This window comes from Streptococcus downii (assembly GCF_004353325.1).
Lineage (GTDB): Bacteria > Bacillota > Bacilli > Lactobacillales > Streptococcaceae > Streptococcus > Streptococcus downii.
In genome coordinates this window covers 585000-601299 of sequence record NZ_MZNX01000009.1, presented here as the reverse complement: position 1 = coordinate 601299, position 16300 = coordinate 585000, and the positions used below count along the sequence as shown (strand labels likewise).

At 40.2% G+C, this 16300-nt stretch carries 12 protein-coding genes, 1 tRNA gene and 2 pseudogenes; 3 read left to right on the top strand and 12 right to left on the bottom strand.

Translation table 11 applies throughout. The features are described 5' to 3' along the window. Positions 1–7: 7 nt before the first annotated feature. From E2R31_RS09345 to E2R31_RS09335, 3 genes are read right to left on the bottom strand one after another with little or no spacing between them, the layout of a single operon-like run. Positions 8–280: a PspC domain-containing protein gene (locus E2R31_RS09345; protein ID WP_001092795.1), complete on the bottom strand. Its 273-nt coding sequence runs from the start codon at positions 278–280 to the stop codon at positions 8–10. 59 nt (positions 281–339) lie between these two features. Continuing rightward, positions 340–783 (bottom strand): SprT family protein, encoded by a 444-nt coding sequence (locus tag E2R31_RS09340; RefSeq protein ID WP_132974152.1) that lies wholly within the window; start codon positions 781–783, stop codon positions 340–342. Next, the gene (locus E2R31_RS09335; RefSeq protein WP_132974150.1) at positions 770–2899 is read right to left on the bottom strand and encodes a Tex family protein; all 2130 of its coding nucleotides are present in this window, start codon (positions 2897–2899) and stop codon (positions 770–772) included. The genes E2R31_RS09340 and E2R31_RS09335 overlap by 14 nt, the downstream gene beginning before the upstream one ends. A gap of 130 nt (positions 2900–3029) precedes the next feature. On the opposite strand from E2R31_RS09335, the gene E2R31_RS10085 reads away from it, so the two are divergent. From E2R31_RS10085 to E2R31_RS09320, 3 genes are read left to right on the top strand one after another with little or no spacing between them, the layout of a single operon-like run. Next, entirely contained in the window at positions 3030–3161 is a 132-nt protein-coding gene (locus E2R31_RS10085; RefSeq protein ID WP_000268697.1) for an SPJ_0845 family protein, read from the top strand. Beyond that, on the top strand, positions 3162–4067 hold the full coding sequence (locus E2R31_RS09325) for a permease (protein ID WP_132974148.1): 906 nt from the start codon (positions 3162–3164) through the stop codon (positions 4065–4067). Further along, positions 4064–4882, top strand: coding sequence for a TIGR03943 family putative permease subunit (locus E2R31_RS09320; RefSeq protein WP_132974146.1), 819 nt, complete (start codon positions 4064–4066; stop codon positions 4880–4882). The genes E2R31_RS09325 and E2R31_RS09320 overlap by 4 nt, the downstream gene beginning before the upstream one ends. A gap of 743 nt (positions 4883–5625) precedes the next feature. Here E2R31_RS09320 and E2R31_RS09315 read toward each other — a convergent pair. The 9 genes and pseudogenes from E2R31_RS09315 to E2R31_RS09280 form a co-directional block, all read right to left on the bottom strand. Then, positions 5626–5907, bottom strand: a pseudogene (locus E2R31_RS09315) (type II toxin-antitoxin system death-on-curing family toxin); the annotation flags it as partial. Further along, positions 5904–6014: pseudogene (locus tag E2R31_RS09855) on the bottom strand (AbrB family transcriptional regulator); the annotation flags it as partial. The pseudogenes E2R31_RS09855 and E2R31_RS09315, both read right to left, overlap by 4 nt. 225 nt (positions 6015–6239) lie before the next feature. Next, complete coding sequence (locus tag E2R31_RS09310) at positions 6240–7166, bottom strand: bifunctional riboflavin kinase/FAD synthetase (protein WP_132974144.1); 927 nt, start codon at positions 7164–7166, stop codon at positions 6240–6242. A 143-nt stretch (positions 7167–7309) separates the two neighbouring features. Continuing rightward, positions 7310–10849: a chromosome segregation protein SMC gene (gene smc, locus E2R31_RS09305; RefSeq protein ID WP_132974142.1), complete on the bottom strand. Its 3540-nt coding sequence runs from the start codon at positions 10847–10849 to the stop codon at positions 7310–7312. Further along, complete coding sequence (rnc, locus tag E2R31_RS09300) at positions 10840–11538, bottom strand: ribonuclease III (RefSeq protein WP_132974140.1); 699 nt, start codon at positions 11536–11538, stop codon at positions 10840–10842. The genes smc and rnc overlap by 10 nt, the downstream gene beginning before the upstream one ends. 170 nt (positions 11539–11708) lie before the next feature. Continuing rightward, positions 11709–11780: transfer RNA gene (locus tag E2R31_RS09295), tRNA-Arg, on the bottom strand. A gap of 67 nt (positions 11781–11847) precedes the next feature. Next, positions 11848–12834 (bottom strand): GMP reductase, encoded by a 987-nt coding sequence (locus tag E2R31_RS09290; protein WP_000931163.1) that lies wholly within the window; start codon positions 12832–12834, stop codon positions 11848–11850. Positions 12835–13007: 173 nt separating this feature from the next. Further along, positions 13008–14321, bottom strand: a complete 1314-nt coding sequence (locus E2R31_RS09285; RefSeq protein WP_165941822.1) for an McrC family protein — start codon at positions 14319–14321, stop codon at positions 13008–13010. Continuing rightward, on the bottom strand, positions 14308–16233 hold the full coding sequence (locus E2R31_RS09280; RefSeq protein ID WP_165941812.1) for an McrB family protein: 1926 nt from the start codon (positions 16231–16233) through the stop codon (positions 14308–14310). Before E2R31_RS09280 ends, E2R31_RS09285 begins: the two co-directional genes overlap by 14 nt. Positions 16234–16300 lie beyond the last annotated feature (67 nt).

Below are 16300 nucleotides of genomic sequence, written 5' to 3'. Positions count from 1 at the left end.
ACTATTATCACCAAAACCAGCCATCATTGTCATCAATGGCCTCAGCTTCCTTGCGTTTGCGTGGTCCTGTTCCGTACATTTCTGCTTCAATCTCTTCCTTAGTTGGCAGGATAGAGGCGAGGATGATGTAGATAATCACACCAACTCCAAAATTTGATATGGTAAAAATGGCGAAGAGAAAGCGGACTAAGGTTACATCAAAGTTCCACTTGTCTGATAGACCAGCTAAAACTCCCGATACCATGCGATTTCGTCTCATTTTATAAAATTTTGTATTCATGATTATTTCCTCTTTCGGTATTCTTACAAGTAGTATAGCATGAAACGGGGTCACAAACATCAGTCCTTAGGCCGATTTAAGATAACGAGTTTACCACGGCATACGCCACAGCGATAGCGTTTTGTGTTAATTTTTCTCTTGCGTTGATAGGTTTGCTGGCAAGATTGGCACTGATAGACTAGGTAACTATCCTGACTTTTCAAAGGTGGTGCAAAGCGTAGTCCATCCACTTCTTTCAAAAGTTCCTTGAAATCTCGGTCCTTATGGCGATACCCCTTTTTCTGAAAATAAAGGTGATAGTGACAAAGCTCATGGCGCACGATTTTGCGAAAAACTTCCAAACCAAGTTCATTATACACCTTGGGATTAAAATCCAAATGCCCATCCTTAGGGAAAAATCGCCCACCTGTCGTTCGCAGACGAGAATTCCACTGGGCTTGGTGTGTAAAAGGTCTACCAAAGTCTTCGAGTGAAACAGACTGAACGTACTCAGTTAGATTCATCTGGAGCGAGGAGCGACAGATTGACTTTTTCACGTTCGGTATCGATTTTCTTAACCCAAACCGTTACCAAATCTCCGACTGAAACCACTTGGCTAGGGTGTTTGATAAATTTGCGACTCATGTGGGAAATATGGATCAAGCCGTCCTCGTGAATCCCGATATCAACAAAGGCACCGAAGTCAACGACATTACGCACCACACCTTCCAGCTTCTGGCCGACTTTTAAGTCCTTGATATCCAGAACATCTTGACGGAGAACTGGAGCATCAAAGGAATCACGGAAATCTCGACCTGGTTTGAGAAGGTCTGCAATAATATCTTTAAGGGTTTCTGGGCCAAGTTCTAGTTCTTGCGCCATTTCCTTGACTGAAAGGGACTTAAGTTTATTTTGTGCTTCTTCATTCAAGTCCTTGATATCCAAGCGTTTGAAGAGCTCCTTAACCGCTGTATAGTTTTCTGGGTGAACTCCTGTATTATCAAGGATATTGCTACTTTCAGGGATACGGAGGAAACCTGCAGCTTGCTCAAAGGCTTTGGCACCTAGACGAGGAACTTTTTTGATTTGTGCGCGTGAAGTGATTTTCTCTTCTTCCTCACGGTATTTGACAATATTTTCAGAAATGGTTTTATTGAGTCCAGCTACGTGGGAAAGAAGAGCTGGGCTAGCTGTATTGATATTGACACCAACTTGGTTAACCACCGTATCCACGACAAAGTCCAGACTTTCAGACAGTTTCTTCTGACTGACATCGTGCTGGTATTGCCCGACACCGATTGACTTGGGATCGATTTTGACCAATTCGGCAAGAGGATCTTGCAAACGTCGAGCAATCGAGATAGCAGAGCGTTTTTCAACAGTTAATTCTGGAAACTCCTGACGGGCTAGTTCGCTGGCAGAGTAGACAGAAGCGCCACTTTCATTAACGATAACATAGCTCACTTCTGAAAAATCTTTCAGAACTTCCGCCACAAAGGATTCACTTTCCCGACTGGCCGTTCCATTTCCAATGGCAATAATTTCCACGCCATACTGACCAATCAAGTCTGCCAAATCTTTCTTGGCTTCTTCTATTTGACGAGCCGATGCTGGTTTTACTGGATAAATAACTTTGGTCGTCAGCATTTTCCCTGTTGCATCTACGACAGCTAGCTTGGCACCTGTACGAAAGGCGGGGTCAAATCCTAGAACCACGCGCCCTTTCAGCGGAGCAACCAAGAGGAGATTGCGCAGGTTGTCAGAAAAGAGTTGGATAGCCCCTTCTTCTGCCTTTTCGGTTAATTCTGTCCGAATGCGGCGTTCGATAGCAGGCAAGACTTTTTTCTTAACTGACTGTTGAACAACTTCATCTATATAGGCATTTTTCACCTTGAAACGGGCAGCAAAGAAGGCAAGGATACGGTCTGTCGCATGTTCAAATCCGACTCTTAAGACACCTAGTTTCTCCCCACGATTGAGAGCCAAGGTACGATAGCCCTGCATATTTCCAACTGTCTCGGAAAAATCGTAATATATCTGAAAAACTTGTTTTTCATCAAGACTTTCATCTTTGACTTGCGAAGTGATTTTAGAGTGTCTCAACACTTCCTGATAGGTCAGTGACCGCAAAGTCACATCTTCGGATAAGGCTTCGACTAAGATATCAACCGCACCTTCCAAGGCTTCTTGACCAGTCGCAAATCCTTCACAGACAAACTTCTCAGCTTCTTTCTCTAAGCCATCTACATTCTGCAAGATCAAGCGAGCAAGAGGAAAGAGTCCAGCTTCACGGGCAATGGTTGCCTTGGTCCGACGTTTTTCCTTATAAGGAAGGTAGAGTTCTTCTACGTCTGCTAATTTCTCAGCTGCCAAAATAGCTGCTTCCAATTCCTTGGTCAGCTTGCCTTGTTCTTGGATCTTAGCCAAGACAGCTTCTTTACGGTCGTTGAGATTAGTCAGACTTTTATCCAGGTCAATAATGGCCTTAATCGCCACCTCATCCAGACTACCAGTCATGTCCTTCCGGTAACGCGCGATAAAGGGAATCGTCGCCCCTTCAGCCGTTAAACTTAGAACAGTATCGATTTGCTTTAAGGTTACACCCAAATCTTGGGAGATTTTTTCATATTTTTTATCCATAAATCTATTATACCATAAGGAACTGCTCTTGTTTTTCCTTACCTGTTTTTGCATCTTTGATTATCAAAATAATCCCATTTCCACAAAATAATAGTATAATAGAGGTAGAATTTAGAAAAGAGGTAGGCCCATGGCTGTTAAATTTACAAAAACCGATGACTTGGACAAAATGTTTGAAGAATTCGCCAAACTTCCTGACTTAACACAAGTCACTTTCCCAGATGACAAAAACAAAAAAGAAAAAGTTGAGAAGAAAAAATAGATGACTGTTTTCCAATCTCTTCCTCCTAGCATCTTACAAGCAGGTGCTATCTTTCTTTCCATCATGATTGAAGCCCTTCCTTTTGTCTTGATTGGGAGTCTCATTTCGGGATTGATTGAGGTCTATATCACGCCTGATAAAGTTTATGAGTTTCTTCCTCGCAATCGTTGGGGGAGGATCTTTTTTGGTACCTTCATTGGCTTCCTTTTTCCATCCTGCGAGTGTGGAATCGTGCCGATTATCAATCGTTTTCTGGAAAAGAAAGTCCCCAGCTACACGGCAGTTCCTTTTCTGGTGACTGCTCCCATCATCAATCCTATCGTTCTTTTCGCCACATATTCTGCCTTTGGCAATTCAATAAAACTTGCCTTCTTGCGAGCGCTGGGAGCTATTGTGATTGCTTTGGTTCTGGGGATTTTCCTAGGATTTTTCTGGAAGAAACCCATTCAAAAAGAGAATCCTATCACTTGTCATGAACATGACTTTTCACACTTGACTCCTGCTAGAAAGGTCTTTCAGGTCTTTATACAGGCTATTGATGAGTTTTTCGATATGGGGCGTTACTTAGTCTTTGGCTGTCTCTTTGCGGCCATCGTACAGGTCTATGTCCCGACTCGGATCCTGACCTCTATCAGTGCTAGTCCAGTCCTTGCGATTCTCTTGCTCATGTTTCTAGCCTTTATCCTCTCTCTTTGTAGCGAGGCGGACGCCTTTATCGGAGCTTCTCTCCTCTCGAGCTTCGGCCTAGCACCAGTCCTTGCTTTTCTGGTCATTGGTCCCATGCTTGATATCAAAAATCTCCTCATGATGAAACACTATCTCAAAGCGCGCTTCATCTGGCAATTCATGGGCATTGTGACAGTGCTTGTCTTACTTTATTCTTACATGATGGGGGTGATGCTATGATCCGATTTTTCATTCTACTAGGTTATTTTGCTCTGACCCTGTATCTGCAGCTATCTGGCAAGCTCAGCCACTACATCAACCTCCACTATTCCTATCTAGTCTATATCTCTATGGTCCTTTCTCTTCTGTTGGCTCTGGTCCAATTCTACATCTGGATCAAGAAAATTAACTCTCACAGCCATTTGGAAAGTCGTCGAGCTAGACGAATCAGCTTCGTTTTACTGTCACTACCTCTGTTGATTGGAGTTGCCTTTCCGACAGTAAGCTTGGACTCGAGAACCGTATCTGCCAAAGGTTATCATTTCCCACTTGCTGAGGGAATCGATACTGCTATTCAGGCAAGCGAAGGAACATCCAGTCAATACCTCAAACCCGATACCAGTACCTATTTTTCCAAATCTGCTTATGAAAAGGAAATGAGGGCTACAGCTGACAAATATCTTGCCAAAACAACCATTCAGGTTACAGACGAAAACTATATGGAGGTCATGGAAGTTCTCTATGACTATCCTCAAGAGTTTGAAGGGAAGAAAATCGAGTTTACAGGCTTTATCTACAACGATCCTAGTCATCTAGATAGCCAGTTCCTCTTTCGCTTTGGAATCATCCACTGTATCGCCGACTCTGGAGTATATGGACTCTTGACCAAGGGGAACTCGCGCCAGTATCCTGACAATACCTGGATTACAGCTAGAGGAACCATGACCCTCCACTACCATAAAGAACTCAAACAAAAACTCCCGACACTGGAAGTTGAGAGTTTCACAAAAGTAGACAAACCAGAAAATCCTTATGTCTATCGCGTGTTTCAATAAAAAGGGACCCAACAACAGACAAATTACTTTTTAAAGTAGCTTGTCTTTTTTTGTTCTCCTAGTTCAACAAAATCAACACACAACCTTTCAAACAATAGAAAAAGTCCCAAGAAATAAGATTTCTCGAGACCATAAAAATGTTAACAAGATAGGGTTGACAATCATCACATATCATAGCTTAACTGCAATAGAGTTGTGATAGAAAACGTTGATTTACTAGAAAAAATAAAACTCATATTAAACTGAATATTTCAGTTTCTTACTGGCATAAAGCTATTTGAGTTTAATTTAACAACCACTAACCTCTATTAACGCCACCAAATGCTGAACCAAAAACGGAAGTAGAATCCTAAGAACATAATGTGCACCTCCTTTTAAAAAACGTTTTTCCATCTCAACTATATTATATATTTTCTTGTGGAGAATTGCAAATTTTTTCAGTCAAATTACTAGCTTTTTTCAAAAAAATATGATAAAAGACAAAATTTTATATTAAAAATAGTTATTTACTTTCGGTTTCTGTAAAATGAAGACATAATATAAATGCACTAAGTCCCATAACTGGATTTTTTCTGTCAAACTTTTGAGGCTAGTTCTTAACTTCCAGTTGTTGAAATTATGAACTAGCCTCTTTTCTGCGCCATGAATCTCCGCTTTTTACTGTTTTTCTTCAGCTCAGTTGGACCACTTCTCATTTTGTAATAAAGCTCTTACCTCATCTGCTCCAATTTTATCCTCAGCCTTTTCAAAGAGTTGAATTGTAAAAACTTCACCAAAACAAAGAAGGTTGTTCGTTTATTGGCGTTGGCAAAAACATGCTTCTTTATCAATTGGACAAATAATATTGTTGCTTTATCAAAAATTGTTGGATAAAGAGGCTTGCCAAAAACAAATTGTTCTGGTAAGTTCACAATCATATTTAACGCTGAAGGACTAACTGTTTGAATTTGCTCATTTGGAGAATACCGTTGAATTGCTAAAGCATTGATTTTTTCAATTTGCTTTTCTGTTAGATAGACTATCATTTTTCCACCAAAGCTTTGAAAACATCGTCGTATTCATCAAAAATTGTATCCAATTTTAAGTTAAAGACATCATCAGAAACATAAGAGACCTGATGATCCAATTCTTCCAGAGATTTTTGAATTGCTAATTGTGATTTTGCTCTTTCTATCATATATTCAATATTTATTAGAGGATTCACATTTCCTCTAGTCTCTTTTCTTTGGTTTTAAAGTTATGAATATCACTATTTTAACAGATTTTCAATCAACCTTCAATTATGTTTCTTTCTATTAAAATTTCTTTCAAAAATAAAAAAGCAAACACAAAATATGGTTCACTTTTTTAAACTTTTCTACTCTCCATCCTTCCAGTTCCGAGCAATCTCTTCGTCTTTCTGGAGTTGGTCTACCAGTTCCTCTACGGAGTCAAATTTGACCATATCGCGAACACGGTCCAGCCAGTAGACCATGACTGTCTCACCGTAAATATCGTCTGAAAAGTCGAAAATATTAACTTCAAAGTGTGGCTCTTCTCCATCAAAGGTGACATTTTTACCGACGCTCGCCATGCCACGATATCTTTGCCGTTGCACCTCGACATCTACTACATAGACACCATCTGCTGGCATGTAGGTTCGATCTCTTAGAACCAGATTGGCTGTTGGATAACCGATAGTACGCCCACGAGCATTTCCATGAACGACCATCCCACGAGATGGGAGTGGTGTGCCGAGCAGATGATTGACTTCCTTGACATCTCCATCAAGAATAGCCTGACGAATCCGTGTGGAACTAATCTTGCCCTTTTCGTCCTCGACCGGAGGAACAATGATGATCTCTCCATCAAAATAGTCCTTCAGGTCATCTGCAGTTTGCTTATCAGAGCCAAAGGTATAGTCAAATCCTGCCACAATGATAGCTGGTTTTAAAGCCTTGATATAGGTATCAAAGAATTCTTGACCCGTTAAACTAGCAAATTTGCTACTAAAGTCAAGTAAGAAGAGAGCCTCTACTCCATGCCACTTCATCTTGTGCTCCCGTTCCTCATGATTGACGATATGGAGCATGAGCTCAGGTTGGTAAGGTTGCAAGGCAAGTTTTGGCGACTCTGTAAAGGTCATCACGACAACTGGCAGATAATCCTTCATCGAGGCCTTGCTAGCCACTTCAAAAAGTTTCTGATGCCCCTTGTGGATGCCATCAAAATAACCTAGTACAAGGACTGTTTTACCTGGTACTGCAATATCTTTTTCGTTCTTAATAGGTACTGTTGTAATCATGAAACTATTATATCATAGAGCAAGTCTTTTCGCTAAGAGGAAATCCCAAATGTCGTTTTTTGCGCCTGAACTGACCTTAAGAGACAACTTAGAACTTTAGTTTTAAAAAATAGCACCTCCTAAGAGATGCTATCGTTTGGTAACTAGTCTATTGTTTCTTCTAAATCTTTTAACTTAACCGAAACAATCTTAGACACACCTGATTCTTGCATGGTAACTCCATAGATAGAGTCCGCTGCCGCCATCGTCCCCTTACGGTGTGTTACGACGATAAACTGACTATCCTTGTCAAAGCGGTTGAGGTAATCCCCAAAACGTTTGACATTGGCTTCGTCCAGCGCCGCCTCTACCTCGTCCAAGATGACGAAAGGAATGGTCTTAACTCGGATGATTGAGAAGAGCAGAGCCAGAGCTGATAGGGCTTTTTCCCCACCACTCATGAGGTTGAGAGATTGGATTTTCTTACCTGGAGGTTGGACAGAAATCTCCACACCAGCAGTTAAAAGATCGCCCTCAGTCAATATCAAGTCTGCCCGACCACCGCCAAACATCTGTTTAAAGGTCACTTTAAAGGACTCACGAATGGCCTCAAAGGTTGATTTGAAGCGTTCCTTAACCTCATCATTCATCTCTGTGATGGTCTCAAGGAGTAGGTTTTTAGCAGACAAAATATCATCTCGTTGGCTATTGAGGAAATCCAGACGGTTGTGAACTTCTTCGTACTGTTCAATAGCATCCAAATTGACTGGACCCAGTGAGCGAATAGCCTTCTCTAAATCCTTAACCTCTTGCTCCGCCAGATTGAGATTTTCCAGTTCATGAGCCTTTTCTAGAGCCTCATTGTAGCTAATCTGGTACTGGTCTGTTAATTGAGCTTGTAGATAGCGCAAGCGTTCGCTGACCTTTTCCTTCTTAGCTTCAGCGCGTGTTTGTTTACGAATCCACTCCTCGTTCTGCTGGCGCGCCTGATCCAAATGGCTGGCAATATCATCCAGTTGACCCTCAATATCATCCAACTCAAACTGCTTGCGAATCAGACCTTGTTGAAGATTGGCTTTCTGAGTTTTGGCTTCTTCCACCTGCTGGCTTAGTAAATTCGTATCCACTTTCTCAAGATTATCAACTTTTTCTTGGAGGAGACGCTGGATTTCCTCTTGCTCGATATCCAGATTATCCAGTTCCTTGCCTAAGCGTTCAATATCAGTCACTTCGTACCGCTTTTGTCCTTGCAGTTCGGACTTAAGCAAGCGCGCTTGAGAAATCTGTTCCTGCAAGTTTTGATAACGTTCTTGAATGGCGTTTTTGTTAGACTTAATCTCTTCAATCTCAGCTTCCAGATTTTGCTTTTCACTGGCAATAGTAGCAAGGCGCTCTTGGCATTTTTCCTTGTCCGCTTGCCAATCTCCTTCAGTAAGGCGATTTAATTCCTCTTCTTGAAGTTTCCAAAGAGTTTCCAGTTCCTCAACTTGCTGACTGGTCTGTTGATAAGCAAGGTACAAACCTTGCTCCTGAATACGAGCTTTCTCACCTTGTGATTTGATAGCTTCTAATCTTTCTGCCAATACCGCCATCTCATCTTGCAAGGTCTTCAAACTCGCTTCTTCTGACCGCAGACTAGTTTCTTCTTCAGCAATTTCTTTTTGTAATTGCTCTAGTTCTGGTTTGATGAAAATACTGTTATTTTGACGATTGGCACCACCAGCGTAGGAACCACCAGTACGCAATTCGGTACCATCAAGCGTCACCATACGAACCTGGTAACGAACTTGACGAGCTGCGGCACGCGCATGTTCTACAGTATCAAAGATAGCCGTTGTAGCAAGCAAGTTTTTGAAAATGGCTTCTAGTCTCTTATCAAACGACACCAACTCATCTGCCATTCCCAGAAATCCTGGACTTGCTGCGATAGTATCTTGATTCTGACTAGAAATGGTACGAGCCTTGATAGTCGTCAATGGAAGAAAGGTTGCACGACCAGCTCTGTTACGTTTTAGGAAATCAATTGCCTTGGTTGCCGCGTTTTCATCTTCTACGATGATATGCTGACTGCTAGCTCCAAGCGCAATCTCCAGGGCAGTTTGATAATGCACATCAAAGGTCAAATGTTCACTGACTGCACCAATGATCCCACCAAGACGGGCTTTTTCTTGAAGAACACTCTTAACACCCGCATAAAAATTACTATGATTTCTTAGGATGTTTTCCAAACTCTGGGCTCTAGCCTGCTTGTTTTTGAGACTGTCTAGACGGTCAAAGAGTTGGCTCTGCTGGGCTTGGAAAGAAACTTTCTGCTCCTCTTGCTCCTTGGCACTAGCTTGGTAGTCAGCCAATAATTTCTGAACCTGCTCCTTGGCAGTTTCAAGCTCAGCCTGCTGTTGACTGGCCTTTTCTTTAGCTGTAGCCAGTTGTTCTTTCAATTTCTCAAGTTGATCAGCTTGTTTTTGAGACAGCTGACGGCTGTTTTCCAACTCATTCTCGATGCGGGTCAGTTGGTTTGAGACATCCGCTTCTTCTTGTAAAAGAGCCACAAAACGTTCACGCAAGAGCTCAATCATCTGGTCAGGATCATCTGAAAAAGCTAGCAATTCTGCCTCTAAACGATTGAGTTCCTTGTTATTTTCAGCTAGATTTTCCTCTAACTGTGCCAAGTTCTCTTCTTTTTCAGATTTCTCTTTACTTATAGTCTTTCTCTTATCTTCTAAAGCAGTCAAACGGGCTTGTGCTTCTTGTTGATTGAGGGCTACTTGCTCAGATTCCAGTTTGGATAGGGCTAATTTTCGTTCTAAATCGCTGATTAGATTCGTCAGATCCATCAAGCTCCCTTGGTCTTTAGCCATTTGAGCTTGGAGATCTTGGCGTTTCTTTTTAAGAGTTTGATTTTCCTCTTCTAACTCTTCACGTTTTTGGTAATAACTGGTCAAGAGTTCCTGAACTTGCGTTAGCTCTTCTTCTGTTAGCTCTAGTTCAGTCTTGTTTTCCTTGATTTGGGCAACCAGTACATCCAAGTAAATCGCCTTGCGTTGACCATCCAAGTCGAGAAACTTGCGAGCATTCTCGGCTTGTTTTGCAAGAGGTTTGATTTGATTGTCCAACTCATAGATAATGTCCTCTAAGCGATCGAGATTGTCTTGAGTTTGTTGCAGTTTACTCTCTGTTTCTTTTCTACGAGTCTTGTATTTTAAAACTCCAGCTGCTTCTTCAAAAATAGCACGGCGTTCTTCGGGCTTGGAGTTAAAAATTTCCTCAACTTTCCCTTGAGAAATGATGGAGAAGGAATCCCGTCCCAGACCTGTATCCAAGAAAAGATCATGGACATCACGCAGACGGACTTTCTTGTCATCAATTCGATACTCGCTATCTCCACTACGGTAGATATGGCGTTCTACCTTAATAACTTGCCCCGCATCTTTGATAAAACCATCTTCATTGTCCAAGGTCACAACAACAGAGGCATAATTGAGCGGTTTACGACTTTCAGTTCCAGCAAAGATTACGTCGGGCATCTTACCGCCACGAAGGCTCTTGACACTAGACTCCCCCAAGGCCCATCGTAGACTTTCTGTGATATTTGACTTCCCAGAACCATTTGGCCCAACGACAGCTGTCACACCTTGGTCAAAGACGACCTTGGTCTTGTCAGCAAAGGACTTGAATCCTTGGATCTCAATTTCCTTTAAATACATGAATTAAGCCCCTTCTCAACGGCATTTTTTGCGGCCTCTTGCTCTGCTAATTTTTTAGAACGGCCTTGTCCTTTTCCGATACTTTTGCCCTCAACTAGAACTTCTACATCAAAAACCTTATCATGGGCAGGTCCCATCTCAGAAGTCACCTGGTAGCGAATATCCACATCTCCATTGACCTGGAGCAACTCTTGCAAGTGCGTCTTGTAATCCGTAATCATCTCAAAGTCACCTGCCTCAACCTTGGGAATCATAACCTGATAGATAAACTCTTTTACCCTAACAACATCCTTGTCTAAAAGCAACGCTCCCAAAAAGGCTTCAAAGGCATCACCAAGAATGGTGTCACGATTGCGCCCACCAGACTTTTCTTCTCCTTTTCCTAGCTTGATAAACTGATCAAACTGGCAATCACGCGCAAAACCAGCCAAACTCTCCTCACGGACAATCATAGCACGGAGTTTGGACAAATCACCCTCTGGTTTCTTAGGATATTTTTTATACAGGTATTCTGAAATCAATAATTGCAGAACAGCGTCTCCTAAAAATTCCAAGCGCTCATTGTGTGAAATTTTTAAGAGGCGGTGCTCATTGGCATAACTCGTATGAGTAAAGGCCGTTTCCAGCAAATTCTTGTCTGCAAATTCGATTGCAAAACGCTTCTTCAGTACAGTTTGTAATTCTTTCATACTGACCTCTTTCTAATAATTACGATCTTTTCTATTATAACAAAAAAAGCCCTCTGAGTCACTTTAAAACAGGACTAGCGGAGAGTGGGGTAATTTTTGAAAAAAGATTTCTAATTTTGGAGGCAATAAAGAAAAAAGCCTTATTTAAAGGCTTTTTTAGGCTGTTTACATCCACCCTGAGGGAATCGAACCCCCATCTCAAGAACCGGAATCTTACGTGATATCCATTACACTAAGGGTGGAAACTTGTTTTATTATAACAGAAATTTGCTCTAATAACAAGTTTTTTATGGGTGGATTAAGCGCCTATTAGTGGGATGCATCCCCATTCCAGATAGAGTTTTTCACGATAACATAATCAACGTGCTTGAGGTCAGCAACCTTGCGTCCACCTGCGTAGGAAATGGCACTTTGCAAATCCTGCTCCATCTCAGTCAGGGTGTCTTGCAAATGCCCTTTGGCAGGAAGTAAGATGCGTTTTCCTTCTACATTTTTATAAGCACCCTTTTGGTATTGAGAAGCTGAACCATAGTATTCTTTGAACTGTTCGCCATCGACTTCAATCGTCTTTCCTGGACTTTCGATATGCCCTGCAAATAGGGAACCAATCATAACCATGCTAGCACCGAAACGGATAGACTTAGCAATGTCACCGTGTGTACGAATCCCACCATCAGCAATAATCGGTTTGCGAGCAGCTTTTGCACACCAGCGAAGAGCAGCCAACTGCCAACCACCTGTACCAAAACCAGTCTTGACCTTGGTGATACAAACCTTACCAGGACCGATTCCAACCTTTGTGGCATCCGCACCAGCATTTTCCAATTCACGCACAGCTTCTGGTGTCCCAACGTTACCAGCAATGACAAAAGTATCTGGTAATTCCTTCTTGATGTGTTGAATCATAGAAATCACGCTATCGGCATGACCATGGGCAATGTCAATCGTGATGTATTCCGGAGCATCAGCCTTGAGCTGGCTAACAAAGTCATACTCGTAATCCTTAACACCAACAGAAATGGAAGCAATGAGCCCTTGATCGTGCATGCGTTTGATAAAAGGAATGCGCCCCGCTTCATCAAAACGGTGCATAATGTAAAAGTACCCACCTTTAGCAAGTTGCTCTGCTACGTTCTCATCCAAAATCGTCTGCATATTTGCTGGTACAACAGGTAGTTTAAAAGTGTGATTTCCAAGTGTGACACTGGTATCTGCTTCTGCACGGCTTTTAATCACACATTTATTTGGGATCAACTGAATATCTTCGTAATCAAAAATTGGAAATTCATTTAACATATTGATGTCTCGTTTCTTTTGTAATGACCTACCTATGCCTTCGCATCCCTACGCCTTTTCCCGACGTTTCCTTGATTAATTCTACACCAAAGTACAGATTTTGTCAAATATTTTCAACAATCAAATTATATTGTTCGGAAATTACTTGTATAAATAGCAAAAAAGTGAAGAGATTATTTTCTCCCCACTTCTTTATCAATAATCGCTTTAAAAATTTCTGCGGAGTTTTCCATCATTTTACAAAATTCATTGTAAGATGAAGCATTCTGAGGGATGTGGATAGACCACTTCTTCAATTGAGCTCCATAGCCAGCTAGTTTCCCTATTTCACTATTTACTGACTGCTCCATACTAGGAAAAATCAATCCAGCTTTCCAAGTTTTCCCAGCTTCTAAAATATAAGAATAGGAAATCAACTGAAACAAGTCCTCGCGATTGATCCCTTTTTCAGTAAACTCCAGTTTTTTATATTTTGCATCTAGAACAATCTTTCGTTCTCTGTCATAAAAATCTGGATATACTTTTCGTTCCCCACCAGAAAATATTAGGATGCCGCCTTTCTTTTCTTTATTTCGAGGATGGATGAAACCTTTTGGCAACAAGGTGTAAACATACTCTTCCCAAAGCCAGGCAACATCAAAGAGAATACCATGTACCTTTTGGGCTTGAGGTCCAAGACCATGCTTTTCTCTACTCAGAATCATCAAGCAGAGTTCCTGTAATTTTCTATACTCTCTAAAATAGGCGTGTCGGATGGGTTTGATTTTATTCATTCTGATAATCTTGGCACGATCAGCTAGTTTATAAGATGAGGTTACACGAGTAATTTCTGTCATATTTTCACGATTACTATCGAGCAGAACTCCGAAACCTTTCTGATTCTTAATGTACTCAATCGTATGCCGAATCAACTGCATGAGTGGATTATCATAGGTAAACTCCCTAGTGGTATAGGCAATGCTTCCCATAAAAGGAACATTTTTCTTAAGATGCATTCCTACATCTAGCACTCCCTTTACATGACTATCGTTATGGAAAAATCTCTGGTATTCCTTATAAAGACCTTTTCGAAGAGCAGCTTGCAGATATTTGGGAAAGAGGTAAATCAAAAGCTGATAGAGTTTATCCTCTTGAGATAGACCGATGTCTAAACTAGTCAAATTGATATTGAGAATCTTTTGTAAAAGATAATGCAAAAAATGGTCGTTACTTTCATCAGAAAAACGAGAGGAAATCGTTAATCTTTCCTGACCATATCCAAGAAAACCAATCACGTTCCCTGTCTTGATTTCCTGATTAACTGTTTCAAAAATCTTTTGGTCCCTGTCTAAATCAGGAGAATTTATCAAATCATTCGGGAAAATAAAAATACTGTCCTCCCTAGAAAGGTTATCTAGTGTTCTATCAAGAAGTGCTTGACTTAGGTTGGGATATTCTGCGACAAAGTCTTCTTTAGCAATTCTATGCTGATTATCAGTTATCCGCATCATAATCACCAGTATCTTGTAGATCAGTTTGCTCGTTATTTGTCAGATCAAATGCTTTTTTCAATGTTTGCAGAGTTTCATCCTCTTCATAAGAACCACGTACATAATCTTCCAAAAGCGGTTTGAGATAATCAGACCAGAGTAATTCATAGTCAAAGTCTACATCCTTCAACTTAAGGAAATAACTTGGTCCAATATGATAATGACTGTTTAGCTCCTGAACGTTTTCAATAACAGCATTCAAGTTTCTTAGTCGAGTCTTAGCTTCCTCAGCATGTTCACCTAGTTTCTTATCTAGGATATAAAGTTGACTTTCAGCCGTAACTTCAACAAAACGGAAACGACGACGCATAGCAAAATCGAAGGTATCAACAGATCTGTCTATATCATTCATGGTTCCAATGATATAGACATTATCAGGGATATAAAATTTCTCATCAGTTTCATGTAAATTAGCATATTGAGTAGAAACTTCTCCATCTCTACCACGATATCCAGGATCGATAGAGAAAAAGAGTTCCCCAAAAATCTTAGAAATCTCACCACGATTGATCTCATCAATGATGAAAACGAATTTCTTATCTGTGTTGATCTCTGTTGGAGAGATATAGTCTTTCAGACCAAATCTTTTCTTTAAAGTTTCAAGGACTTTTTTTCCTTCACTCTTATAATAATTCTGTTTATTATAATTCGAATCTTTATAAAGTTCGTATACATAATTTCTAGATAAACTCCATCCTGATGTTCCCTTATCATAATTAACGGATAGGTTTTGTCTACTATTTACTGACAGGTAAGAACCCTTTGTTAAATACTCTTTTTCATCCGAATTATTTATATAGGCTAGGTAAGAATCCCAAGCTTCATCAAAATTATCTTGTCCTCCAGTTTTCTGAGCTTCTTTCGCCTTCTGACAGAACTTCTTAAAAATACCGTCTTGAGGCTTAAATCCAATAGATCCGTCCTCATTTGATATTGGTCTCAAACCCTCTACAAAATCCGTATAATCATAAGATGGGTGAAACTGTACAAAGCCGATTTGATCTTCGTTTCCACCTGTTAATTCTGCAGCTATTTCTTTAGCAAGATAAGTTTTCCCAGTACCAGGTGCCCCACGCAGAATGAGGTTTTTTGATTGTAATAAGATATTACTCAAGGGATGATGGATATTATTTTGTTCAGACATTTCTTTCTCTCCTTGTTTATTATCACTGTCTATACAATCTTTTGAATACTCAAATAAAATACTACCCAACATTGAAGATTCTAGTTCTGGATAGGTTTTAGAAAATAGTTTACAAATCTCATGATTCTGACGATAGGGCCCTCCTTGATTACTTTGAGGAATCAACCTATTCCAAAATTCATTCTGACTATTCATATTTACTCCTAAAAAAGAATGGTTCTCAGAATAAATACAAAGTAGTTTTGTTACTACTGCAGAACGCCCAATAAACTCATTCTTTGACTTTTTTATGTCAAAAATAGGATTATTGAAATCTAACATTCTTCCAGCTTGGATGATCTCATACAAATCCGATTTTAATTTGTTAAATCGGTCTTCTAGTTCTGATTCTGGAATGATTTTATTTGCTTGATTTTTGTAGCTTTTGGTATTCTCATTCCAATAAATACCAAATTTTGAAGAACCTCCGCCTCCAATTCCCATAAATAATGATTGGTACTTTCCTGCCTCAAGAGCATAGCAAAAAGAATTACTTTTGGCACCTTTCCCAATTATATATTCATCAATAGACATGGTTAAAATTCTATCAAGTGGCCATTCTTTAAGAAATTCTTCACGTAATTTTTCATTGTGAATACTATATTTAAATGCATCTTCTCTTAATCTTATTTTATTTTCTTGATACCAAGCATAAAAATCATCTAAACTAACTTTCCTTTTCAGCATCAATCGTACTCCTTTTATAATAATGTTCGAATAAAAACTATGTATTTCATATATAGAATATCATATC